This window comes from Adonisia turfae CCMR0081 (assembly GCF_011009555.1).
Lineage (GTDB): Bacteria > Cyanobacteriota > Cyanobacteriia > Phormidesmidales > Phormidesmidaceae > Leptothoe > Leptothoe turfae.
Map to the genome: position 1 here is coordinate 5,356,994 of NZ_QXHD01000004.1, position 23,676 is coordinate 5,380,669.

Here is a 23,676-nt window from a genome sequence, read left to right on the forward strand (position 1 = left end):
TTGGCATAGCGCATATCCGTAATATTTAAAGGAGACACCACGGATGAACACGCTGATGAGCGAGGTTTTTCTACGGGGGCAATAGCCGCAACCGTTATTCCTGCAGGGGAAGTTGGCGGTGGTGGGGCGGCTGACTCAGTCGGTGGCGGTGGGGCAGGATTACTGGCTACTTCAGTTGGTGCAGCTGGTGCTGATTCAGGAGGAGGTGCGGCTGGTGCTGATTCAGAAGGAGGAGGCTCGGAATTACTTGCTGTTTCAGGTGGTGGTGGTAAATCTCCCGTATTTTCTCCCGCTGGAACGGTTGGCACAGAAACAGGTGCACTGCCGCTCGCCAACATCGGTACATGACCTCGAGCTTTGTAGTAAAGGATCTCCAAAATTAGTCCATTACTATTCCCTGTCAAAATATCGTTAATAGGGGGCTGAGCATCGTATAGTCCCGATTCATAAATACCCGCATAGTAACCCCGACCGGAGTTAGTTGTATCCTTCACATGGTCGAAAATTTTGTGGGCATAGGGGTCATCAGGGTAGACGTAACGCCATCCAAACGCAGACTTGGCACTTAAGGTACGTAGTTCGGGATGTAGTTCGTTATTCTCGGTAATAACGGCCCAGGGCACACCATTGGAGTAAACCGTACTATAGAGAAAGTAGGGTGCCTGATTGATATTGTCTTCAGAAACAGCCGTTAACAGCCCCGTATCTTCAAAGCGACGCTTCTGAGCTTCGAAAACTCTACGGGCATAGTCCGCTTGATCTCCTTCCAGACCAAATTCAATCGCATCCAGGATATAGGATTCACTTACAACATAGTTGTTAGCATTCGTTGTTTGGAAATCCCTGGTATCGTGCGGGATTTGTAAACCATAAATATCTACAAAGTCAAACGGGTCATAGGCTATGGCTTGAGGAGCATCAAATCCCCACAGTGCATAACCTCTGGCTGCATACTCCTCATATCCTAAGCGCCCTTCCTGTACAAGCAGCGTGCTGTCGTCCGGAAGGACTGCAGCTCCATAAAGCATGCCATCTCTAACAGAAGCAGCAATATTCCAGCTGGAAAGAATGCCAGCCATCCACTCAGAATATTGGGGATGACACGTACGTAGGATGTGAAATGCTGCTAAGAGGCGGCCAATATCTAAGGCTGACCAACCAATACCTCGTTCTAAAGGATTGTTACCATAATCTACCATCTCTCCTGTAGCACTGTTATAGACCTTGTTTGGTAGCGTATCTTCAAATAGACGCAACTCTCCTAAGCTGGTAAGAAATTTATTTAATCGGCTATCAAACTCTGCTTGTTCAATTAACCCCATCCATCTGGCCGCATTCATGGCCGCCAAATAATTGCCTAAATCCCACAATGTTCCTGATGGATACCCACCAGCAGAATTAGACAGTCCACTAGATTCTTGAACATTATCTACAAAATAGTTCCAGGCCGATTGGGCATAACCCATTTCCTCTGGGGTTAGGGGCTGTGTAATAGCTGCACATTGTTCTGGACCATTTTGAGCCACAACAGGAGAGACGTGGAAAATAGAGATCCACAGAGAAATAAATACTCCTACGAGCCAATAGGCAATAAATTTGATCCAGAATCGATGACGAGATAATAATAGTATTAACACTTCTATGGGAGCAACTTACATGGACGTAGGATACAGATTAAAACTAGCTTAATGTATGAGTTGATTAATGCTCTAACAAAGAGAACAACTATGTTTATGCGAGGCCAGAATAGCGTTATGCACTTCAGGAACAAAAATGTTAGTTTAAAAACTAAAGCCAGAGAGATAGTTAATACAACGTCTATGCACTATAAAATATTAGCTAATTCATTTTGATTCCTAAATAAGAAATCAAGAATGGATATACTCTCTCCCTAAGCATTTTCCTGCAGATATGGTCAAAGATGTTTTAGTAATCGAACTAGTTTCGGGAGATAAACGTCTACTGACATACTCCAGAGTAATGATTAACCCTAACGCCGTTACAATGCCTCCAACCACCGTAAGTACAACCCAAATAGTTGGGGGGCCTATAAAATCATCTTTATTAATCATATAAGCTAACTCGTTACAATTCTCGAGCAATAGACTGGCAATAAACTTACACTTGATCACAGCAGACAGAGTGGGGCAGTTTCTAAGTTAGCTTTTGAATTTGCTATATATGATCGGTGATTATAACTATTTCTAAGATAGAATAGCGCGTCTTGTTTTGTTCTTAAATTTCATGGGCATATCTAAAGTAGCGTCTACAAAACCTGCAAATAAGAGTATTCCAAGCTTTGTGTGAGGCCAGCAAATATAGATGGAAAATAGTGCTTCTACAATTCTATTAATAGATGACGATTTATTTTCGCGTAAATTACTACAGGCAATGTTGCAAAAGGTGGGTTGCCAAGTTATAGAGGCTGATAGTGGTGAGAAGGGACTAGAACTTTATCAGAAAATTTCTCCTGCATTAATCCTCTTAGATGCCAAGATGCCTGGCATGGACGGATTTGATTGTTGTCGAAAAATCCGTCAACTCCCTGAGGGAGAATATATTCCAATTCTGATGGTGACTGGGCTGGAGGACCAAGAATCAGTGGAGGAGGCATTTGCAGCTGGTGCTACTGACTATGTGACTAAACCTGTTCAAATGCCTATTTTATCAGGACGGGTGCGTTATTTACTTAAGGCCTGGCAGGCTGAGAAAGAAGTTCGGGAAAGTAATGAACGATTTCGACTAGAGTTGAGTCGAGCAGCTGAATATGTAGAAGCCTTGCTCCCTAAGACCGACGATTCACAAAAAATAAGGGAGAATATTCAGGCCAGTATTCAGGTCAATGTTCAGTATAAACCGTCGAATACTCTGGGGGGTGATGCGTTTGACTATACCTGGTTAGATGATGAACATCTAATGTTCCATCTATTAGATGTGGCGGGGCATGGAGTAAAATCTGCACTATTATCAGTCTCTATTCTGAATATTTTACGAAAACAAACATTACAAGGCGCTGATTTTTTCAAGCCTGAAACGGTTTTGTTCGCTTTGAATGATGTTTTTCAAGTTAGTGACAATGGTGAAGATTATTTCACCTTTTGGTATGGGGTTTATAACGTTTCCACGCGGGAATTATCATTTGCTTCTGCTGGCCATCCTCCTGCTGTATTGGCTATGCCTGAGGGTGGTGATTATAAGACCTGTTATTTAGATAGTGATGGCATTGCTATTGGATTATTACCTGACTTTCCTTTTGATGTAAGGAAATTTGAAATCCCTGTTGGCAGTAGCCTTTATCTTTTTAGTGACGGAGTCTATGAGATTCCTGTGGGAGACAACCATGAAATTTGGGGGTTAGATGCTTGGGCAGATGTGCTAAGAGAGTATAAGGGAACTAACTCTTCTAACCTTCAACCTTTGCTAGATAAAGTTTGTTATGTCAATGGTGGAGCCAATCTAGAAGATGATTTTTCAGTCCTAGAAGTATGCTTTCCATGAAAATTCGGTAGATAATGTACATTCAATTATTTTCATAACTGAAGTGAATCCGCATATTCAAAGAGCATACTTGCCTTTTTAATGATCGACTTACTTTCCAAGGAATTATGTATGCAGTATGATGCTCTTCGCTCAGGAGAGGTTTTTAATGAGGTTGCGATCGCTAAGTGCAGCGGTTTTCAAATAGCCATTCCTTCAAAGACTCAGATAGTTCCTCGAAAAATCTTCTCCACTTGGGTCTCTCTACCCAAACGTGTTTACCATTCTAAGGGAGGGATAATTTGGGGTGGACAGCTAAGCTTTTCCCTGTCAGATCTTAGAATTCAAAGTCTTTTCGAAAAGTCTTCTGTTTTCCCAAAATTGAATCGTTTAGCAATAGGCATCCCCATTTCTTTTGAAATTCGAAGCGTAAAACCTTTGCCCAAAGCTATCTGTAGGCAGGCGACATTAAATTGTCGAATACCTGGAAAAGAAAATATTTACTACAGTGTATTCCGAGAAGTTACTCCTAAATTTGTTACAATCTTCCCCTGTCACAAGATCATGCATTTAACTGATCAAATAGGCTTTACTTCAATGTTAGGAGAGGGGGAATAAAGTCATAAACCCCTTGCTACTTCAATACTCAGGAAGTAATGGCGCAAAAATCACATGTAAGTAATCAAAGATAGCAAATAATTTATTGACTTTTCATGAAAATAAGACTAACTATTCATGAGTTATTGGAGGGTTATAGGGTAGGGAAAAGAGACTTTCAATACGTTGACCTGAGCGATGTGATTCTCAGCTGGTCTGATTTGAGTAATATAGATTTAAGCGGCGCTAACCTATCTATTTCTATTATTGAAGGGATTTGTTTAGAGAATGCTAGATTGCATCAAGCCAATTTGAGTCGCTCAGATATTACAGCTGCCACTCTTTGCGGTGCTGATCTCAGTCAAGCAAATCTCTATAAAGCAGATCTACGGGGTGCAGATTTAACGGGGGCGAACTTGAGTCATGCAGATTTACGTGGTGCAGATTTAACAGGAGCCAACCTTAAAAACGCCAATTTTTTGAAGAGCAATCTTACCCATGCTCGATTCCGAAAATCAGAGTTGAATGAAGCATTTTTGTAACGATAATTTTATTTAATTCACTCTCGACCCAAAAATACAGCAAAGTCAAAACACCGTCAACATAAGGAAAATGACAATGACTACCGTCGTTAGACCCCATACTATTGAAGAACTTAAAGCAATTAATGAAGTACCGATTGTAATTGCCAATAGTCAAGGTTTAATTACTTATATTAATGACTGTTTTGAAAGGGTTTTAGAATGGTCCCAGGATGATGTCGTAGGAGAACTGATTACTATGATTCTTCCTAGTAGCTTTAGAGACTCTCATAACCTGGCCTTTTCACGATTTCAAGCATCTGAAAAGGCTAATGTTTTGAATCATCCCCTGGAGTTAATGACTATTACCAAAAGTCAACAGGAAATTATGACTGAGCACTACATCATTGCAGAGAAAATCGAGGATGATTGGTTGTTTGGAGCCATGCTGACCCCCCTCAATTAGTAAGGATAGAGAGAGTTTCCCCACTTTAGAATAAATAGAGGTCCCCTAAATGTCTGTAGAGGCTGATCCCAAGGCATTAGCAAGCCAGTTGCATACACTGCGTAAAACCTTGGGTAAGATGGAGGTGGCTTTAGATGCAGTAACTGATGCTATCGTCTGGACAGATGAGCGGGGACGTATACAGTGGTGCAATGCTTTATTTGAAAAACTAGTTCAAAAGAAGCAGCTAATGCTGCTGAGTAAAAATCTAATTGACGTACTACCCTTATCCCAGGGTAATCAGGTATTAACAGTTTTTGAGCATCCAGGAAGTTTAGCCCTGTCACAACAATGTCAGGGGACTAATTTTTACGATTTCGACCACAATAGCACGTTACGAATTCTTGAGATTTCTTGGGCCTCCATTCAGTTTGAAGATTCGCATTCCATGAGTGCCGTACTGGCAATTCGTGACGTTACTGAAAAGAAACAAGCAGAAACAGAGCTTGAAAAATATCGAGAACAGCTGGAATCATTAGTTGAGCAGCGAACGGTTGAGTTAAGTAACGTTAACGAACATCTACAAGCGGAATTGCTAGAGCGCCAGCGAGTTGAACAACTTTTAGTTAAAAGCGAAGCCGCAATTCGTGCTCTTTATGAAGTAACGGCATCCCCTAAAGTAGATTTTAGTCAAACAATTGAGGAGTTACTCAATTTTGGCTGTGAACAATTTAATTTGCCAATCGGCGTTTTATCTAGGATCCAGGACGAGCAGTATGAAGTCTACCTAGCCCGACTACCGAACCGAAAATCTGTTCAAGGAGTACTTTTAAATCTTGAGAATACCTATTGCCAGGATGTGATTGCCAGTAATAAAACCCTCTGCATTCTTGCGGCAGGCAACACATCTTGGGCAAATAGTGCCTGTTACCAAAGCTTAAAGTTAGAAACTTACTTTGGCACCCCTGTCTTGGTTGATGGCCAGGTTTATGGCACCCTTAATTTTTCGAGCCAGGTAAAGCGGGACGGAGCCTTTAGTGCTCTTGATAAAGAACTTCTGTTACTTATGGCCCAATGGGTTGGACGAGAAATAGAACGTCAGCAAGCTGCAATTATTCTCGCTAAGGCAAGGGATGATGCGCTGGCAGCTACTAAGACTAAAAGTGAATTTCTGGCAACGATGAGTCATGAAATTCGTACGCCTATGAATGCCGTTATCGGTATGACCAGCCTTTTACTAGATACAGCATTAACAGATGAGCAGCGTAATTTTGTGACTACCGTTCGTAATAGTGGTAATGCATTATTAACGCTGATCAACGACATACTGGACTTCTCTAAAATTGAATCTGGTCACCTGGAACTTGAAGCTCATCCATTTGATTTACGAGCATGTATCGAAGAAGCGTTTGATCTAATTGCTGCAAAAGCGTCTGAAAAACAATTAGAGTTAGCCTTCAATATTGATTCAGCAATTTCTAATACGTTTGTGGGAGATGTTACCCGCCTCCGTCAGGTTTTGGTCAATCTTTTAGGAAATGCGGTTAAGTTCACACACCAAGGAGAGATTTCCATTTCCGTGACTAATTGGAAATCCTCATCACCAGCTGAGCCAGGATCACAATCGCTAGCTGAAACTCACCAGAGTCTCTGCTTTGCAGTTAAAGATACAGGGATTGGTATTCCTACCCAAAGAATAGCACGGTTATTTAAGGCCTTTAGTCAGGTGGATTCGTCTACTACACGTAAGTATGGTGGTACAGGTCTGGGCTTAGCTATTTGCAAGCAGTTAACCGAAATGATGGGAGGTAAGATTTGGGTTGAGAGTCAAGCAGATCAAGGTAGTACATTCTTTTTCACGATTACATTACAGACCACAGTAGAAAAAAGTAGCCGAACGAGAATATCGCCTTCATCTCAATTGGTTGGTAAACGATTGCTAATTGTTGATGATAATGCTACTAATCGACAGATTTTAGAAAAGCAAACCCAGTCTTGGGGCATGCTAACTCGGACAACTTGCTCAGGAGCAGAAGCTTTAAAGTGTTTTGAAAGAGGCGAGGTATTTGATTTAGCTATTTTGGACATGCAAATGCCTGAAATGGATGGGATGACCCTTGCTCAAGAAATCCATGATCTTCCAGACCAAAAATCATTGCCTTTGATGATGCTCACCTCGGTAGGGAAGTATCAAATCTCTCAAGTAGATATTGAGAAGCATTTTGTAGCATTCTTAAATAAGCCAATAAAGCAATCTCAACTGTTGGAGAATTTAGTTAGACTTTGTGTAGGTAAGTTCGTCAAATTTGAACAGCCTAAAAAATTAGTAACAACAATTGATCACCATCTTGCTGAAAAGCATCCGCTGCAAATTTTACTGGCTGAAGATAATGGTGTCAATCAACAACTGGCGACACAATTGCTCAAAAAAATGGGCTACCGAGCAGATCTTGTAGGTAATGGATTGGAGGCAATTAATGCTTTGGAGCGCCAATCCTATGATGTGATCTTAATGGATTTACAAATGCCTGATATGGATGGCTTAACAGCAACACAAAAGATTTGTGAGCAGTGGTCTGCTGTCAATAGGCCTTGGATTATTGCAGTTACTGCAAATGCTATGCAAGGTGATCGTGAGGCTTGTCTTAAAGCTGGGATGGATGATTATATTAGTAAGCCTATTCAGATTGAAGAGCTAGTGGCAGCACTACAGCGAGTGCCCTCTCGAAAAGCTCAAGAAAGCTGGAAGGAACAACCGGCATCAATACAGATTGCTGCCAAAGATCAAAAGCAGCAAGATATTCAGATACTTTCTCATGTAATAGAAGCACCTTTTGTAAACGAGGATATACAAACAGTAAAACCACCTGTAGATCGGTATCAACTGTGTAATTTAATATCTATGATGGGAGGAGAAATAAACGTCTTTAAGCAATTAGTTGACACCTATATCAGTGAGTCTCCTGAGCTTATTCAACAGATGGATCAAGCGGCTATACAGAAGGATGCTGCTGCCCTAGAACATAGCGCCCATACTTTGAAATCAAGTAGTCACGCTCTAGGTGCAATTGAATTGTCTAACTTGTGTGCGCGACTAGAGAAAATGGGACGTGAAAAGAAAATAGATGATGCAACAAATTTGTTGGAAGACTTACATGACGAGTATCATAAAATAGAAACTATCTTAACAAAAGATGTGGATGAATTGATTTTGTGTTGTGATATCAATTAAATCAATATCAGACATGTCCTTTCATTGATTAGAAAATACTAGTTTTCTAGAACATTTTTCAGTGTTTTTATTAAGATGGGGAATTTTAATTATAAGTTATCTAATTTGATCTAAAAAAATTACTGTGGTTGCAACCACGGTGACACCAAAAAATATGGACACAGTCTTCGATATAGCTCCTTCATCAGAGCATGTTCCATTAATTTTAATTGTGGACGACGATGTCGTTTCAAATTTTATGCTTTCTGAGATTTTGCACAAAGACGGTTATCGGACTGTAGTTGTTGAAGATGGTCAAGCTGCTTTATCTGCATGTCAACAAGAATTGCCAGATATTATTTTAATGGATGCCATTATGCCTGTCATGAATGGCTTTGACTGTTGTCGGTCACTACATATAGTGTATGGTGACAATTGTCCTCCTACACTTATGATTACGGGTTTAAATGATACTGAGTCAGTGGAACAGGCTTATAAGGTAGGAGCAGTAGATTATGTAACAAAACCGTTTCACTGGGCTGTGCTTCGCGGTCGTGTCCGTCAGGCAATTAGTGCACATCTAGCTCACCAAAAGCTCAAACAGTCATTGGCAAAAGAAAGATTACTTTTGCAAGAGCTTAAGCTTGCTAATCAGCAACTTCATCGTCTTGCCTCTCTTGATGGTCTGACAAATATTGCTAATCGTCGTGTATTTAATGAAAGACTTGAGAACGAGTGGAAGAGACTATGTCGAGAGCAAGCACCACTAGGGCTTATTTTAATTGATGTTGACTGCTTTAAAGCCTATAACGACACGTATGGGCATCTAAATGGGGATAAGTGCTTACGTCAAGTTGCTAATATAATTCATACCTGTGCCCGTCGTCCTGCCGACATAGCAGCCCGTTATGGAGGAGAAGAATTTGCTTTAATTTTACCTAATACGAATCTTGAAGGTGTTATGCATGTTTGTAAATCAGTACAGCAAAGGCTTCATGAACTATCTATTCCTCATACTTCATCTGTAGCAGAATCTATAGTTACTGTTAGTATTGGTGCAGTATCTATTGTGCCAACCCATGCTAACTCACCTCAAATTTTAATTGATTGGGCTGATCAAGCATTATATACGGCTAAAAATAATGGTCGAAACTGCATTGTGTCTGCTTCCAACCCTACAGCAGTAGTCCCATTTCAAAAAAATAGGACTTATGAGGAAAGGGGAAGATAAACATCTTTAAACACTTACAAGCAAGCTTAATGGGCTTTAACTGGAACGAATTGAAGTCTGAGATTAGCTTATTTTCTAGATCATGAACTTGTTAGCCCAGGTAGTTTATGTTTATCCAAAGGTCATTTAAATATCCTTGTGTCTGTAATGCTTTTCTAATTAATCATAGGTTTTAAGTTCTGTTAGAGTGACAACTCGGTAGCCTCGCTGCTGAATTTTGGGTAATAGTTTATCTAATATCTGAGCTGTGCGCTCTCCCCGATTTTTAGGACCGTCATGGAGTACCAATATGTCGCCTGGGTCAAGATTATTCAACACAAACCATTGAGCAAACTGTATTGAAGGTAAGTGGGTGTCGTAGGGAAAAAGAGATCCTAAAACTAATTGATAGCCTTGTTTTTCAATGAAATCGAGCATGCGGTTATTATACCAACCCATACCAGGACGAAACCAACTGATGTTGCCATAGGGGGATAATGTCTGGTCAGCCCTCAAAAACTTTGTCTCAAAGTCTGTTGGTGAGAGTCGAATGCTGGATTCATCAGTCGTCATGTGATTACCTAGTTCATGCCCCTTTGCAATAATTTCCTGGAGAAGTGCTTCATTACTGGGTAGTTCATTACTCAACATAAAAAATGTTGCCTGTACTTCATGGCGCTCTAGTACTTGTAAGATTGCTGCAGTGGTCTCAGCCTGGGGACCATCATCAATCGTCAGGGCAATTACCGGTTCTTCCGTACTGACAAAAAATAGTGCCCCTGGTCTGATTTGGGACACCATCTGAAATATCCATTGGGGTTGCCTTAGACAGAGATAGGCAAGGAATACCCCCCCTATACTAACCAAGCTCAGGATAATCTTTTGCCAACGCTTCATGGTGAAATTCTATAAAAAAAGGTGCTGCGGGCACTCTGTCATCGACGCCCTAAGCAACACCTAGTAAAAATCGAAAATATTGTTAGCGTCTCTAGACCAGTAGCACTACCAATATTATTAAGATTGAAGCTTTTTAGCCCCCTGCAACAGCAGGTACAATACTTACTTCGTCACCGTCTTTAAGGGCTGTTTCTTTGCCATTTAAGAAACGAATATCTTCGCTGTTAACGTAGAAATTAACGAAGCGACGCAGTTCACCACTATCGTCACACAGACGACCTTTAATGCCAGGAAACTTACTTTCTAAAGAGTCCAATAAGGCAACAATGTTGTCGCCACCGATATCAACAGTGGCTTCGTTATTAGTGAATTTTTGCAGTGGAGTGGGAATGAGAACTTTAACAGCCATGAAAACAACAACTCAAAAAATAAAACAGAAATCAGTTTAACAGGGGAGTGTAATGGTTTGTTGCATGTAGGGGCGTTACATGCAACGCCCCTACATGCATCTTGTCTAAACTTGGGTTTGCTGCCAATCTAAACGGTTTAGCGTATTTGCCCGCTCCCAAGCACGCTCAAAGCTGTCTAGCTTAGGATCGATAAACAAGGGCTCACCGGCAGAACCGCTAACGGCTTCCTGAGTCTTGAGACCATTACCAGTAATGTAAGCAACGGTGCGCTCATCAGAATTAATCTTGCCGGCTTCCGCTAACTTTTTGAGGACGGCAATTGTTGTACCACCAGCAGTTTCAGTGAAGATACCCTCAGTTTCAGCAAGGAGCTTCATCCCTTCAACGATTTCAGCATCGGTAACATCTTCAATATTGCCGTTGGTCTTCTTAGCAATCTCTAGGGCGTAGATACCGTCAGCAGGATTACCAATGGCAATGGACTTAGCGATAGTGTTGGGCTTAACAGGGGTGATAAAGTCACGACCTTCTTTGAAGGCTTGGGAAATAGGAGAGCAACCCTCAGCCTGAGCACCGCTAAAGCGAACGTGCTTCTCTTCAACTAAACCAGTTTTCACTAGCTCATTAAACCCCTTATAAATCTTGCCATAAAGAGAACCAGAAGCTAAGGGCGCAACAATATGATCGGGCAGTTCCCAACCCAATTGCTCAGCTACTTCAAAGCCTAGGGTTTTAGAGCCTTCAGAATAGTAAGGACGTAGGTTGATATTTACAAAGCCCCAACCGTGGGTGTTGGCCACTTCCGAACAGAGGCGGTTGACCTGGTCGTAGTTGCCATGAACGGCCATGACTGTGGGGTCATAAATCAGTGTGCCTAGTACCTTGCCAGCCTCAAGATCAGAAGGGATAAATACGCAGCAGTCTAAGCCCGCATGGGCAGCAATGGCCGCAGTAGAGTTGGCCAGGTTACCCGTACTTGCACAGGAGACAGTGGTGAAGCCAAGCTCACGGGCGCGGGTCAGGGCCACAGAAACGACCCGATCCTTAAAGCTCAGGGTGGGCATGTTGACCGCATCGTTCTTGATGTAAAGCTCTTTTAGACCCAGGCGACGAGCCAGACGATTGGCCTTGAGCAGAGGCGTCATACCAGTACCCACATCAATGGGGTTATCGCTGGCAACGGGCAAAAATGCTTTGTAGCGCCAAATGGAGTTAGGACCTGCTGCAATACTTTCGCGACTGACCTGACGACGAATTGCATCGTAGTCGTAGGTGACTTCCAAGGGGCCAAAGCACTCTTCACATACGTGCTTAGCTGCGGGCTCATAGGTGGTACCGCACTCTTTGCACTTGAGATTGGTAAATGTGGCGGATTGGAGTGTCTGAGTGAGTGGACGGTCGATGGCCTGGGTCATGGGACTTATTGATGTATGACAGATTAATTTGAAAGTATCACGGTGCTGAAAACAGCGTCAAACAATCCCGACTAAAATAGTCGGGCATTTTTAAAGTCAATTAAACCAATGCTTTTGGCCGAACACTTGGACAGATCGGTAAAAGTCTATGGATAAAAAGTTGATTTTTCTATGGTTGCGATCGCTGCACGCTAAAATCCCAAATCGGCCCTGGCCATTTCAGCAGCTTTAAAGACTTGCTCATCAGGCAGTTCATCCCAGGCCGTGGCACCGATCTCAGCATAGAAACTGGCATCATAGGGGCGTGTCCTGACTACCACGGGCATGGGAACGGCATGACCTAATAGGAGAGCTTGCTGTTTAGAGTCGAGTTTGGCCAGCACTGATCGGAGATTCTGACCACCGGAAACACCGGTAAAAATGGCGTCAATGTCTTTCTCATCGTTGAGCAGTGCGGTGATGCGAGTACCAATTTGTGACATTACCTCGTTGTCGATGCCAGACGGACGCTGATCGACCACTAACAAAGTGACAAAGTACTTCCTCATCTCTCGGGCAATGGTGCCAAAGATAGTTTGTTTAGCAGTGGCTGGGTCGAGGAAGCGATGGGCTTCTTCAATGGTGATAACCAACTGAGTGGGGCGATCGCTGGGGTTTTTAGTTTGTAAAAAGCGCTCGGCTTTGCGCACGTAGCTAGCGTGAATGCGGCGAGCAATCACATTAGTGGCCAACATGTAAGAGAGCATATTGGACTGGGAGCCAAACTCTACAACCACGTGTTTGCCAGCATCCAGGGTATCCAAAATCTGTTTTACATAGTTGTGGGGGCAGGTGTTGCGGATATATTTCAGCTCGGTCAGCCGTGTCAGCTTTCGCTGTAGCGCCATGATTGATGATTTGCTACCCATTTTGACTTCGCAAAATTCCTGAATCTCTTCGTTACTCATGGTGAGTAAGCGGTTAATCCAAGACTTGCCAAACTCGTTACGCAGAATGATGGCATTTTCTAAACTGGCTTCTGATAAATTCAGCTCACGGCCAATTAGAGCTAAATCTTCCACATCAATCTGGTCAAAGCTGATGTAGAGTTCCTGAGCGTCGCGCACACCTCGTCGTTTTGTCGCTTCTGGGTCTAGAGTAAAGATTTGCACATGCCCTGGAAACAGTTGGCGCAGCCCCTTGACGGTGCTGAAGTTAGCCCCCTCACTAACAGCTTCCCAACCATATTCCGAGTGCATATCAAAAATGAGATTGACAGCAGCGCGCTGTTTGATAATGCCTGAGAGCAATAGTCGGGTGAGAAAAGACTTGCCAGTACCTGATTTACCAAAAATGCCGTTACTGCGCTCTACAAAGCGATTTAGATCGATACAGATGGGGACATCCATATCGATGGGCTGACCAATGGCAAAATTGCGTCGATGGGGATCATCTTCCCAGCCAAAGACAGAGCGAAAGTCTCGTTCGCTGGCATCGTAAGCCTGGCTAAAGTGCCCTGGAATGGTTTTAACGGGCAACAGTTGGGTGTTGTCCACCGTATCTCCATCGTCTTCTGGAGTGAACATCAACATGGGGGCCAGGTCAATGGTGCCGTAGGTGCCGCCACCTGCGAGGACTTCTTGTAGGAACAGTTCGGTAGGGTGGGGGGGGTTGGCCAGGATGCGTTGACTGGCGGTGCCCAGGGAGACGTCAGTGAGCATGCAGAAAAATCGCGATCGCACCCCCTGCACCACTAAAAACTTGCCCACCCGCATATCCTCCACACTCACATCAGCATGGAGACGCACTTCCAGCCCCTGACTCAGGGAGCCTTGAATAACTGAACCTAAAGGCGTTTCGTTGTTCATGCCAGGATTGACGTGGGTGGCCACTGCCCATCCTAGCTTGAGAATCGTATTTTAATACATGCGTTCTACGAAAAAATGTCTCTAAACAACAACGAGCAGCTTTGTCTACACAGCACGCTGCTCGCTATTTGGGTATTCCTCCCTGCCTTCAGATATCTAACGAAGTACCAGGCGCTTAGCTATATTTCGATAGCTGCTAGTTGCCAAAATTCCAACCCACACCAGCTTGAACGGCTGTAGCTGTGCCACCGCCATCATCAAAGGCATCAAAGGCGAAAATCGCGTTACCAAAGACAACAAGATTACTGCCAGGCACTGCAAAGTCTATACCCGGCTGCAATACAAAGGCTGTTTCATCTCCTACCGGTGATGCATCATCGCCAGTGGGTATGGATACCCCTGCACCCAAATATACATCGGTTTGAAAACTCACTGGAAAATCGTAGGACACCGTTGGCACCAGCGCCAGATCGCCATTTAGCAAAAACGCTTGAGCCCGAAGAGAAATCGGAACTGCTAACAGCTTATAGCGCCCCGAAATAACCAGCCCCAAGCCATCACCATCGCCGTCGTCATCATCGTTTAAGCCTAGGGTACCGCCAGCACCCACATAGCTACCATAGGCTGCTTGAGCCTGAACCGGTTTTACATCCAACGCAGCCAACAGTGCTGCTGTGACCACAGTAGCTAAACCCAAACGCCCCAGCATAGTTTTAAGCAGGCTGATCATCGTTACTCACTCCTTAAACAATGTCCCTAACAATTTCTGAAGACTGCTTTTTGAAGACTGCGCCTGGTTAGCCCAAAACAGGGTCTAACCTGTAATTAGCAGGATTATGCCTACAGACAAAATATGAGAGCGCCACAAAGTTAACCCGTTGCTGGGAAAATGTCAAAGGTTTTTTTGACTTAGCCCGTATTCCGCATGCCAGCTGCGATGCCATTAATGGTTAACATTGCTCCACGTAGCAGCTCACCTCGACTGTAGCGTGACTGAATGACACCGGTTGCCAGAGCCGCAGCGTCACGGTGCTGTCGCAGACGCTTCAGGAGTGAAACCTGTAGGAACCCGAGGGGAACAATGGTACCATTGCGCAGCTGGACTGAACGCTGTAGGTTAGGATCGCCGTCTAACAAAGCCTGATTATCAGTGACCTGTAAGACCATTTGGGTGGTCAGGTAAAACTCTTGAGCAATCTGATCAAATACGGCTTGGAAGCTGTCTTGCCGTTCCCCTGCACCCAGTTCATTGACATAATGCTGGGCAATTTGTAGGTCTACCTTGGCCAGGGTCATTTCCACCTTGGAAATAGCCATTTTGAAGAAAGGCCATTTGGTGTAGAACGAGCGCAACAATTTGATATTCTCTTCGGGAGCCTCGCCAATGAACTCCTCTAGAGCTGTGCCAACGCCATACCAGGAGGGCAATAGGAAACGAGCCTGGGTCCAGCTAAATACCCAGGGAATCGCCCGTAGGCTGGGTAAATCCTTTTTGCCGCCACGACGAGATGGACGAGAACTAATTTGCAGCTGGCTAATTTCTTGAATCGGGGTGACATGGTGGAAAAATTCCACCAGCTCAGCATCTTCGTAGATCAGGGCGCGATAGTGCTGTCTGGAGCGTACGGCCAGCTTTTCCATAATTTCTTGCCAAGGGGCAATTTCATCGAAGCTATTGCTCAACAGACTGGCCTGCACCACAGCAGTAGTGACTGTTTCCAGGTTATACAGGGCTAAATCCTTAAGGTTATATTTCGACGCTAAAACCTCTCCTTGCTCTGTAATTTTGATACGGCCATTAATACTACGGCCAGGCTGAGCCAAAATTGCTTCATAGGCCGGGCCGCCACCACGGCCCACTGAACCACCGCGACCGTGGAAAATTCTGAGGGAAACCCCGTACTTCTCAGTAACTTTCTGCAAAGACTGTTGCGCTTTATGGATTTCCCAATTGCTACTGAGGAAACCAGAGTCTTTATTGCTGTCAGAATAGCCCAGCATGACTTCTTGCAAAGCCACTTCTGAGGAGTTGTCTGCTGTGTAGCCTCCTTGCAACATCGATAGGTACAGGGGAAGTTCAAACAGCTCTTCCATAACCGCTGTGGAACGGCGCAGGTCGGCTACGGTCTCAAATAATGGAACAATGTGCAGATTGCCGACACCGGTGGCTGGGTCGTATAGTCCTGCTTCTTTACCGAGCAGCAAGACTTCCAAAATATCGCTGGCATGGTCGCTCATGCTAATCACGTAGCTGCGACAGATGTCCTGGCCAAACTCCTGGTGTAGTTTGCGCACCATATGGAAGGTGGCAATGGTTTCTCTTGCCTTTTCTGAAATTGGCAGCTCGGTGGGGATTAGTGGACGTCGCGTACTGAGTTCTGCGGTCAACCACTCAACTTTTTCAGTTTCAGAAAGGTCATTGTAGAGCTTGGGCAGTTGCAAGTACTCGGTAATTTCGTGAATTGTGTCCGAGTGGCGGGTGCTTTCTTGGCGCATATCCAGTTGAGCCAAACTGAAGCCGTAGATTTCCACCTGACTCAGTAACATATCCAATTCTCGACATACGAGACCCGTATCTTTCAAGCTCTTATGGATGAGTTTCAGCTCTGCTAAAAATGCTTCTCCAGATTCATATAAGGTGCCTGGAGAGACAACTACGTCTTCTTCCTGTAGATAATCGCCGTTGTAAAGCTTTTTACTACGTACATGGGTGTTTGCTAAGCGTTTTTCAACGTAGGCCAGCTTGAGTCGATAGGGCTCCTGGCGATAGCGAATTGCAAATTCCTCATAGACATCGGGCATTTGCAAGCGATCCTGCTCTAAGGACTCCAGCAGGTCGGGCAATACTTCGCTCCAATGGAGTGATGGGCTTAGTAAACCTGTAAGTTTTTGGATGGACGCCATGTATTTATCCAACACTAAGTTGCGTTGGTAACAGGCTGTTTTCCAGGTGACTTGGGGGGTGACTGAGGGGTTGCCATCGCGATCGCTACCTACCCAGGAGCCAAAGCGACAGAACCGATGGCGTGGCGGTTTCAGGCCTGGAAATGTCTTGGTTAGGGCTCGATTAAACCGCTGGTATAGTTCAGGGATGGCATCAAACAGCACAACATCAAAGTAGTGCAGGGTGAAGTCCACCTCATCTAAAACCGATGGCTTAAACTGGTGCAATTCATCTGTTCGCCACCACAGTCGAATCTCTTCCGTCAGTTCTTCCTGTAGCTGAGTTATTTCCCAGGATGATGTTTGTTCACGGATGCCAGCCTGTTCTTCAGCCAAATCCAAACGGCGGAATATATTTGAAATACGCCGCTGTTTATCACGAATGGTATGACGAACAATTTCAGTGGGGTGAGCCGTAAATACCAAACGCACATCCAACTGATTGATCAGTTGTTGAATATGTCTAGGGGGAACATTTAGCTGGTTAAGAAGAGGAAACAGCCAGTGAAACGTGCCTGTGCCTTGCTGCTTTGGGGCACCTTTGCCGATGTCGGTACTGACTAAGTTTTGTAAGAACGTATCGTTGTTTTCAGTAGGATTTTGGGAATTACGGCTGGAACCATTACCGATGCCATCTACAAAGGTCCGGTAATGCTTCCGCTGATCCTGCTGTTCATAGTGTTGCTCAACAATGTTGATCAGCTGGAAGTAAAGAGCAAAGGCCCGAGCCATACGAATAGCGTCTTCCAGGCTTAGCTGTTCGATCAGCTGTAGAGCATTGGCATTATCCAGGGCCGGATCAGCCTGACCATCTGGAGTACACATGCGGCGAATATGTTTGAGTAAACTGACCAGGTCTGCACCGCATTCAGCCTCTAATACTGATTCCCAGATGCTTTCAACCGTGGTTAGTCGGTGCCTTAGAAACGCTTCGGATGCCTCTTCTAGAACAGAAAGGCTCTCGGATTTCTGAAGGGCCATATCATCTTGGTAGGAAACAGTTGGACTCATTCAACGTCTGCAGTAACGGCTGAGAGACAGAGATAACCCATGGTCACATCTCCGAGAAAATTGTAGAGGCTTTCGGACGTTCCAAAGCATCTTCTGCTCGGATGATCGACAAAATGTTTATAAAGGTCTGTGGGGGTCGGCATCTAGTACCGGTAGCTGAATGCCGCGAAATATCTCTTCACTGGCCATCCCAAACTGCATGAGCCAGTAGGTTAACGTGCGGCCCATGATCAGGAAGGCTAAAAAGGGTAAAGTCGCCAGAGCTAGGGCAATTTGAGGATTACTAACCAACGGCAACGGCAGGGGGGTGACTGTTTTTGGCGTGTATTTTTCACGAAAAGGTTGCATAAGTAAGAGGCTCGTAGTAAACGTATAGCAACTTTAGGGAATAAGATGGCCGATGCTGGCACATGGGTGTTAGCGGTTTATCTAAATCTTTCCTTAGGGAAAGGCCTATCTACAACCTAGCAGGTGCTGCTAATTCTAGATGCTGTTCTGCTTGTAATATTGCGAACTGTATCAAGACCCATAGTTCAAAGTTACTGTTCGTAGCGTATGTGTCTATGGACGACTTTGACGGAGAACGAGGGTTGGCCCGATGGGAGTTACGAAAGACTGGATTCATGAGGTTAGTTTTTCCCGTATCTGTGCTATCCCTAAGGTGCAACTTGGAGTTGCTACTTGACTAAACCTGCTTGGGAAATTACATTTTTGCGGTCGAAGCGTTTTGGTCGTCGAGCTGTTAGGGGATCTAAGGGGCTATGTTCAGTCACGTAAAATCTGATCAACCACCAACATTGGACCCCACGGTGTTACGGCCCTGGCTTGAAGATGTGGTCAATAATTCTGACTGTAGCTTGAAGATGAAGCTGAGGGGCAATATCCTGCATGTTTATGCCCAATCTGCTAAAGGCCTAGATCGAGAGTATGTTCTATTGCGACTGGTGAGATCGCTACTCGATCCAGACCGTAAAGCCGAGCTACTCAAAGATTTCCCTCAAATTTACCAACTCTATTTTTATAGTGGCCGTTCTGAAGAACAAAAACCCGATTGGTCAACACCCATTTATCTAAATCGTCTAGAGCGCCATTTAGAGCAGCTGGTGGAAACCAGTGCTGATCTTGAGGAAATGAAGCGCTCAACCGCCCATCTAACTTCGGGTATTGGGTACTTGGATGACGCCACCTCCGCCATTGTACTTTCCAATGCTAGCCTGGCCCGTAAGGGTGATCCGGATGCGATCGCACGCTACCTTAGTCAAACCCTGAGCGCCCTGGATGTAGGGGTAGATGTGGTGGTTAATGCTTTACCCGGTAAGGCGAAACGGGCCCAGGGTGTGATTACGGCCCATGCGGTGGCCGCTGACCCCCGCCGAGATTTAATCAACCGGCTGTGGATTTTGTGTCGAGCCGCCTACAGTCCTGACCCGGCCATGATTGCTGAACCTACGGCCCAGCGGTTACGGGATCTAAAACTGACCCAGTTTCAGGATGCTGTGATTTCGGTGCAGGTGTTGGGGGAAGATACCCCCGACTGGCGACTGCGGGTGGATCTGACGCCGGATGAGGAAATTCTAAAGGAATGGAGTCGCTGGGGTGATACGGAATCCATTACTCGCCTGCTAAATCAGGCGCTGGCTCCCCTGGATGTGAGTGTGCTGCCCGAGGTTAAGGATTCTACGCTGCATCTGGTGTGTCAACCGTTGGCAGTGGGGCAAACCGTTGCCAGCAGTGGAGAGGCTTCCTCCTCTGAAGAGGGCTCTGAAACGGAGATTATGGATGCGATCGCACCTCTGTTGGAGCAGCTTGCTCCCCAGGGAGTCGGTCGGGCCATCGTTTATGGACCAAGTCTGGACAGTGTGAATCCAGTATGGCTTAAGTGCCTGGACTTGCCAGCCAGCGAACATGCAGATCTGGCTGTTTCCACTCAGGAGCTAGCGCGACAAGGTGACTTACCAGCCATTGCCTACTGTCTGACCAAACAGCTCAATCCCGATTTAGACGAACAGCTATCGACGGGCGGCATCCGAGTGCAGTTGCTGCGACGGGAACGACGGCTACACATTATGATCGATGCGCCCACATGTCCGTTGCAGCGTCAGGTGGTGCCCCAACTCAAGCAGTATCTCCGTCAGCATCCAATTAAAGGACTGGTGGGTATCCGCATCTATGGTCGCCGCGCGGGGCAAAAGCGCCCAGATTGGAACTATGGATTTGATCGTCAGCCCAAGAAGCGTTTGGTGCCAGAAGCGGTTCCCGAATTTGCCGCTTCTGATGCATATTTAGGAGATCTAATTCAGCAGGATGAGACGGCGGATGGGGATGCTGCGGAGCAAAATTGGCCCAATCGCACCCTTGAGCACCTGCGATCGCTACTGATTAAAACTCAATTGTTTGCCTCCGCTGCCAATAATCCTGAAGAACCGTTGGTCGGCGCGCACTTACCCAGCAGACGAGGCATTGCCCTAGCCTGGGCCACATTGGGATTATTGCTGGCATTTCAAGCAGATTGGATCGCCGGTCAGTTATTTAAGGCGCGGTCGCTAGCCCTCCAAGCCCAGCAAACGACGACGGCAAAAATGCCTGAACGGAAGCCGCTCTCCACTTTTGAGGAAGAACTGGCTCAGCTGAATTGGGGTCAAAAGGATGGCGATGCCTCGATCAGTTTGGACGATGAGCTGCCAGGATTTGCCAGTTCGGCCATCAATGATAGCGACTTGTTAGGTAGCCCTCTCCAAACGACGGTTTCCATGACTGAAGTCCTGGAATCGTCTCCCTTTCCTTCATTTACGAGCCAACAGCTAAATGAAAAGTTAGCCCTATATGACTGGCGTGTGGCTAAAGAAGGGCCGCCGGATGTACTGATTTTTGGTAGCTCCCGTGCCCTGCGAGGGGTGGATCCGTCAGCGTTGAAGCGCGCCTTAGGGACCCTGGGCCATGACGATGTCAGCATATTTAACTTTGGAGTGAATGGGGCCACGGCTCAGATTGCTGATTTAGTGATCCGGCAGTTGCTGTCCAACTATCCCCTACCAAAGCTAATTATTTGGGCCGATGGAGCACGAGCGTTTAATAGCTCACGGGTGGATGTGACATTTAATGCGATCGCAACTTCAGAAGGATATCAGCAGCTGATCGCTGGTGAGTTGTTTCCTGAAAATAATGGTGAAGCCGCTGGTCCAAGCCTCAATCCCGCACAGCGTCTAAACCGCTTTTATGCCCGCACCGATGAGCAATTAAGCGATGCCCTGGGCCGCATATCTTCGGCCTACGGAGAACGTACTCAGTTGCAAAAGATTGCTGGCGTTAATCAAATCAATCCTAAGAACCTAGGACAACCGGCTGCCGTTAACCCAACTGAGACCGACTTAATTGATGTGGACGGCTTTTTGCCTTTAGCCATTCAGTTTAATCCGGCCACCTATTATTTAGCTCATCCACGGGTGGCAGGTACCTACGATGGTGACTACAAGGCTTTTCAAATGGAAGGTCCCCAGGTAAATGCCCTGCGACAGCTCGTTGCATACACCCGGTCCAAGGGGGTGGATATTGTCTTTGTCAACACACCCTTGACGGACGAGTATCTTGATCCTGCTCGTTTAGAAGTGGAAGGCCGCTTTCAACGCTACATGCTGCAGATTGCCGCCCAAGAATCAGGATTGCTATATCGCGATCTAGGCCAGCTATGGCCTCAGCGCTATGACTATTTTTCTGACCCTAGCCATTTAAACCGCTTTGGTGCCTATCAGCTCTCCAACCGCATAGCCCAAGATCCCATGATTCCCTGGCTGAAGCTGAAGTTGCCTGCTGAAGCTGAGTAACGCTCTACTAATCAATCCCTCCTTGCCACGATGACCCTGCCATCTATTACCTACGGTTTACTGATCCTTGGCACTAGTTTGATTTACTGGTTGTTGCCTGGTCGTGGCCTCAAGCTATGGCTGCTGCTGCTGGCTAGCTTGATATTTTATTCCTCACTGCAAGTCCAATATGTGCCGCTGCTGCTAGGGCTGGTATTGACCAACTATCTGATTGGTCGGCGTCTCAGTGCCCCCCTCGATTGGCGCATTCCCAATGAAGAGTGGCACTTTGCTCAACAGGACTGGGACCGCAAACGATTGATATTGCTGTGGGTTGGCATTAGTCTGAATGTATTGCTTTTGCTGGGGTTTAAATATTTTTTCCCGATGGTGGCAACCAGCAACCCCAGTTTGCAGCTGTTGATGCCCCTGGGTTTGAGTTTCTTTTGTTTTGAGTCCATTGCTTATCTGGTAGATATCTACCGTGGTGCTCCTGCAGCCAGTCACTTCATTGAGTTTGCTTCCTACAAACTGTTTTTCCCAAAGCTGATTGCTGGCCCAATTACTCGATTTCAGGGCTACATTAGCCAACTAAAACAGCCCCGTTTACCTAACCTGGAGCAAGGGGTAGAAGCAGGTTGGCTGATTGCTTCAGGTGCGGCAAAAAAAATGCTGCTGGCTGACCGCATTGGCCTTTTAGTCAACCTAAGTTTTGACAATCTAGAACGAGCCGGTAGTGGAGATATCTGGCTAGCGATTTTTGCCTATGGTCTACAGCTTTATCTCGACTTTAGTGGTTATGTTGATATTGCCCGAGGCAGCGCACTGTTATTTGGCATTCAGCTACCGCAAAACTTTGACTTCCCTTACTTCACCACCAGCATTGCTGAATTTTGGCGGCGTTGGCACATTACCCTGGGCGACTGGCTACGTAACTATCTTTACTTCCCCCTGGGGGGCTCCCGGAAAGGGTTAATGAGAACCTGCCTGAATCTGTTGTTTGTGATGCTGGTGGCTGGTATTTGGCACGGTGATCAGTGGGGCTTTTTGGTTTGGGGGGGGCTTCACGGCATGGCCCTGGTGATTCATCGACTTAATCAAACATTGGCGGATACGCGTCCGAGGCTGAAGGCATTTTGGGGTAGCTGGCTGGGTGTGATGGCAGCTTGGGCCATGACTCAATTGTTCGTATTTTTGAGCTGGGTACCCTTCCGTCTGCCAAATCTGGCGGATGTCGGACTGGTGGCCAATCGCTTTCTGAGTCAAGCTGGCGATGTCCAGTTTGCCCAAAAAGTCTACTTAGAATCCTTAGGTTTCAGCCGGGGTGGGGTGATTCTAATTCTGCTTGGTGTGGCCGGTATTATGGCCTTGCTTCACGGCTTTAAATATCGGCTTAAACTACAGATCAGCTGGCCCCTTAAACTCATGTTAATTCCAGCAGGGTTTTACTTGGCTTGGTTGCTAGCCCCTGATCAGGTCGTTCCTTATATCTATTTTGAGTTCTAAGCGTTGACGTTATAGCTTTGGAACTGGACATGGCTGAGCCGTAATCATGAGAGCCTCCATAACACTGCTCATGATTGAAGTGTTTGACTGTCTTGATAGCCAGCATTGGCCTTCGGTAAAACCTCTAGCCCTGCCTGATATTCGTGACCTCAGACAAGGGCAACGTGAAAACGAAAGCAACTGTTAAGGTGTATTGCGAAAATTAAAAACATGCGTTACATTTGTATACAAGCAAGCAAGGAATCTTATTTATCCCTTGTGAGCCATACATATCCGTACCTTCAAAACGCAATAATTTATCATGACAACTACTCTACAGCAGCGCTCTAGCGCTAATCTGTGGGATCAGTTTTGTGAGTGGGTTACTAGCACTGAGAACCGCCTCT

The 23,676-nt window shown here is 45.6% G+C and carries 17 protein-coding genes; 9 read left to right on the forward strand and 8 right to left on the reverse strand.

Annotated features, from left to right (window positions below; translation table 11 throughout):
* A partial coding sequence (locus DXZ20_RS26745; RefSeq protein ID WP_163703627.1) for a DUF3131 domain-containing protein occupies positions 1-1,637 on the reverse strand: 1,637 nt, incomplete at its 3' end.
* Positions 1,638-2,322: 685 nt separating this feature from the next.
* Here DXZ20_RS26745 and DXZ20_RS26750 point away from each other — a divergent pair.
* From DXZ20_RS26750 to DXZ20_RS26775, 6 genes are all read left to right on the forward strand, one after another.
* On the forward strand, positions 2,323-3,498 hold the full coding sequence (locus DXZ20_RS26750) for a PP2C family protein-serine/threonine phosphatase (RefSeq protein ID WP_163702148.1): 1,176 nt from the start codon (positions 2,323-2,325) through the stop codon (positions 3,496-3,498).
* 81 nt (positions 3,499-3,579) lie between these two features.
* Positions 3,580-4,095, forward strand: coding sequence for a hypothetical protein (locus DXZ20_RS26755; RefSeq protein WP_163702150.1), 516 nt, complete (start codon positions 3,580-3,582; stop codon positions 4,093-4,095).
* Positions 4,096-4,190: 95 nt separating this feature from the next.
* Positions 4,191-4,616 (forward strand): pentapeptide repeat-containing protein, encoded by a 426-nt coding sequence (locus DXZ20_RS26760; protein WP_163702152.1) that lies wholly within the window; start codon positions 4,191-4,193, stop codon positions 4,614-4,616.
* Positions 4,617-4,692: 76 nt separating this feature from the next.
* The gene (locus DXZ20_RS26765) at positions 4,693-5,061 is read left to right on the forward strand and encodes a PAS domain-containing protein (protein ID WP_163702154.1); all 369 of its coding nucleotides are present in this window, start codon (positions 4,693-4,695) and stop codon (positions 5,059-5,061) included.
* A gap of 49 nt (positions 5,062-5,110) precedes the next feature.
* Positions 5,111-8,272 (forward strand): response regulator, encoded by a 3,162-nt coding sequence (locus DXZ20_RS26770; protein ID WP_163702156.1) that lies wholly within the window; start codon positions 5,111-5,113, stop codon positions 8,270-8,272.
* A gap of 124 nt (positions 8,273-8,396) precedes the next feature.
* On the forward strand, positions 8,397-9,482 hold the full coding sequence (locus DXZ20_RS26775) for a diguanylate cyclase domain-containing protein (protein ID WP_348917989.1): 1,086 nt from the start codon (positions 8,397-8,399) through the stop codon (positions 9,480-9,482).
* Positions 9,483-9,641: 159 nt separating this feature from the next.
* Here DXZ20_RS26775 and DXZ20_RS26780 read toward each other — a convergent pair whose 3' ends face one another.
* From DXZ20_RS26780 to DXZ20_RS26810, 7 genes are all read right to left on the reverse strand, one after another.
* Positions 9,642-10,262, reverse strand: coding sequence for a chitin deacetylase family protein (locus tag DXZ20_RS26780; RefSeq protein WP_250564974.1), 621 nt, complete (start codon positions 10,260-10,262; stop codon positions 9,642-9,644).
* 229 nt (positions 10,263-10,491) lie between these two features.
* Entirely contained in the window at positions 10,492-10,767 is a 276-nt protein-coding gene (locus DXZ20_RS26785; RefSeq protein ID WP_163665199.1) for a MoaD/ThiS family protein, read from the reverse strand.
* Positions 10,768-10,872: 105 nt separating this feature from the next.
* Entirely contained in the window at positions 10,873-12,183 is a 1,311-nt protein-coding gene (thrC, locus tag DXZ20_RS26790) for a threonine synthase (protein ID WP_163665201.1), read from the reverse strand.
* A gap of 191 nt (positions 12,184-12,374) precedes the next feature.
* Entirely contained in the window at positions 12,375-14,030 is a 1,656-nt protein-coding gene (locus DXZ20_RS26795; RefSeq protein ID WP_163665203.1) for a helicase HerA domain-containing protein, read from the reverse strand.
* Positions 14,031-14,226: 196 nt separating this feature from the next.
* On the reverse strand, positions 14,227-14,760 hold the full coding sequence (locus tag DXZ20_RS26800; RefSeq protein ID WP_163665205.1) for a hypothetical protein: 534 nt from the start codon (positions 14,758-14,760) through the stop codon (positions 14,227-14,229).
* Positions 14,761-14,939: 179 nt separating this feature from the next.
* Entirely contained in the window at positions 14,940-17,984 is a 3,045-nt protein-coding gene (gene ppc / locus DXZ20_RS26805) for a phosphoenolpyruvate carboxylase (RefSeq protein WP_163665207.1), read from the reverse strand.
* A 117-nt stretch (positions 17,985-18,101) separates the two neighbouring features.
* On the reverse strand, positions 18,102-18,332 hold the full coding sequence (locus tag DXZ20_RS26810) for a hypothetical protein (protein WP_250565939.1): 231 nt from the start codon (positions 18,330-18,332) through the stop codon (positions 18,102-18,104).
* 413 nt (positions 18,333-18,745) lie between these two features.
* On the opposite strand from DXZ20_RS26810, the gene DXZ20_RS26815 reads away from it, so the two are divergent.
* From DXZ20_RS26815 to DXZ20_RS26825, 3 genes are read left to right on the forward strand one after another with little or no spacing between them, the layout of a single operon-like run.
* The gene (locus DXZ20_RS26815) at positions 18,746-21,805 is read left to right on the forward strand and encodes an SGNH/GDSL hydrolase family protein (RefSeq protein ID WP_163702158.1); all 3,060 of its coding nucleotides are present in this window, start codon (positions 18,746-18,748) and stop codon (positions 21,803-21,805) included.
* 30 nt (positions 21,806-21,835) lie between these two features.
* Positions 21,836-23,290, forward strand: a complete 1,455-nt coding sequence (locus tag DXZ20_RS26820; protein ID WP_163665211.1) for an MBOAT family O-acyltransferase — start codon at positions 21,836-21,838, stop codon at positions 23,288-23,290.
* A 46-nt stretch (positions 23,291-23,336) separates the two neighbouring features.
* Complete coding sequence (locus DXZ20_RS26825) at positions 23,337-23,477, forward strand: hypothetical protein (protein ID WP_163702160.1); 141 nt, start codon at positions 23,337-23,339, stop codon at positions 23,475-23,477.
* Positions 23,478-23,676: the final 199 nt, after the last annotated feature.

What these genes read in the sequence shown, in the direction of transcription:
- DXZ20_RS26825 (WP_163702160.1), top strand. Translation starts at nt 23,337, where the DNA reads ATGAGAGCCTCCATAACACTGCTCATGATTGAAGTGTTTGACTGTCTT.
- DXZ20_RS26810 (WP_250565939.1), bottom strand. Translation starts at nt 18,332, where the DNA reads ATGCAACCTTTTCGTGAAAAATACACGCCAAAAACAGTCACCCCCCTG.
- DXZ20_RS26755 (WP_163702150.1), top strand. Translation starts at nt 3,580, where the DNA reads ATGATCGACTTACTTTCCAAGGAATTATGTATGCAGTATGATGCTCTT.
- DXZ20_RS26765 (WP_163702154.1), top strand. Translation starts at nt 4,693, where the DNA reads ATGACTACCGTCGTTAGACCCCATACTATTGAAGAACTTAAAGCAATT.
- DXZ20_RS26800 (WP_163665205.1), bottom strand. Translation starts at nt 14,760, where the DNA reads ATGATCAGCCTGCTTAAAACTATGCTGGGGCGTTTGGGTTTAGCTACT.
- DXZ20_RS26815 (WP_163702158.1), top strand. Translation starts at nt 18,746, where the DNA reads ATGTTCAGTCACGTAAAATCTGATCAACCACCAACATTGGACCCCACG.
- DXZ20_RS26760 (WP_163702152.1), top strand. Translation starts at nt 4,191, where the DNA reads ATGAAAATAAGACTAACTATTCATGAGTTATTGGAGGGTTATAGGGTA.
- DXZ20_RS26785 (WP_163665199.1), bottom strand. Translation starts at nt 10,767, where the DNA reads ATGGCTGTTAAAGTTCTCATTCCCACTCCACTGCAAAAATTCACTAAT.
- ppc (WP_163665207.1), bottom strand. Translation starts at nt 17,984, where the DNA reads ATGAGTCCAACTGTTTCCTACCAAGATGATATGGCCCTTCAGAAATCC.
- DXZ20_RS26780 (WP_250564974.1), bottom strand. Translation starts at nt 10,262, where the DNA reads ATGGTGTCCCAAATCAGACCAGGGGCACTATTTTTTGTCAGTACGGAA.
- DXZ20_RS26820 (WP_163665211.1), top strand. Translation starts at nt 21,836, where the DNA reads ATGACCCTGCCATCTATTACCTACGGTTTACTGATCCTTGGCACTAGT.
- DXZ20_RS26750 (WP_163702148.1), top strand. Translation starts at nt 2,323, where the DNA reads ATGGAAAATAGTGCTTCTACAATTCTATTAATAGATGACGATTTATTT.
- DXZ20_RS26770 (WP_163702156.1), top strand. Translation starts at nt 5,111, where the DNA reads ATGTCTGTAGAGGCTGATCCCAAGGCATTAGCAAGCCAGTTGCATACA.
- DXZ20_RS26795 (WP_163665203.1), bottom strand. Translation starts at nt 14,030, where the DNA reads ATGAACAACGAAACGCCTTTAGGTTCAGTTATTCAAGGCTCCCTGAGT.
- thrC (WP_163665201.1), bottom strand. Translation starts at nt 12,183, where the DNA reads ATGACCCAGGCCATCGACCGTCCACTCACTCAGACACTCCAATCCGCC.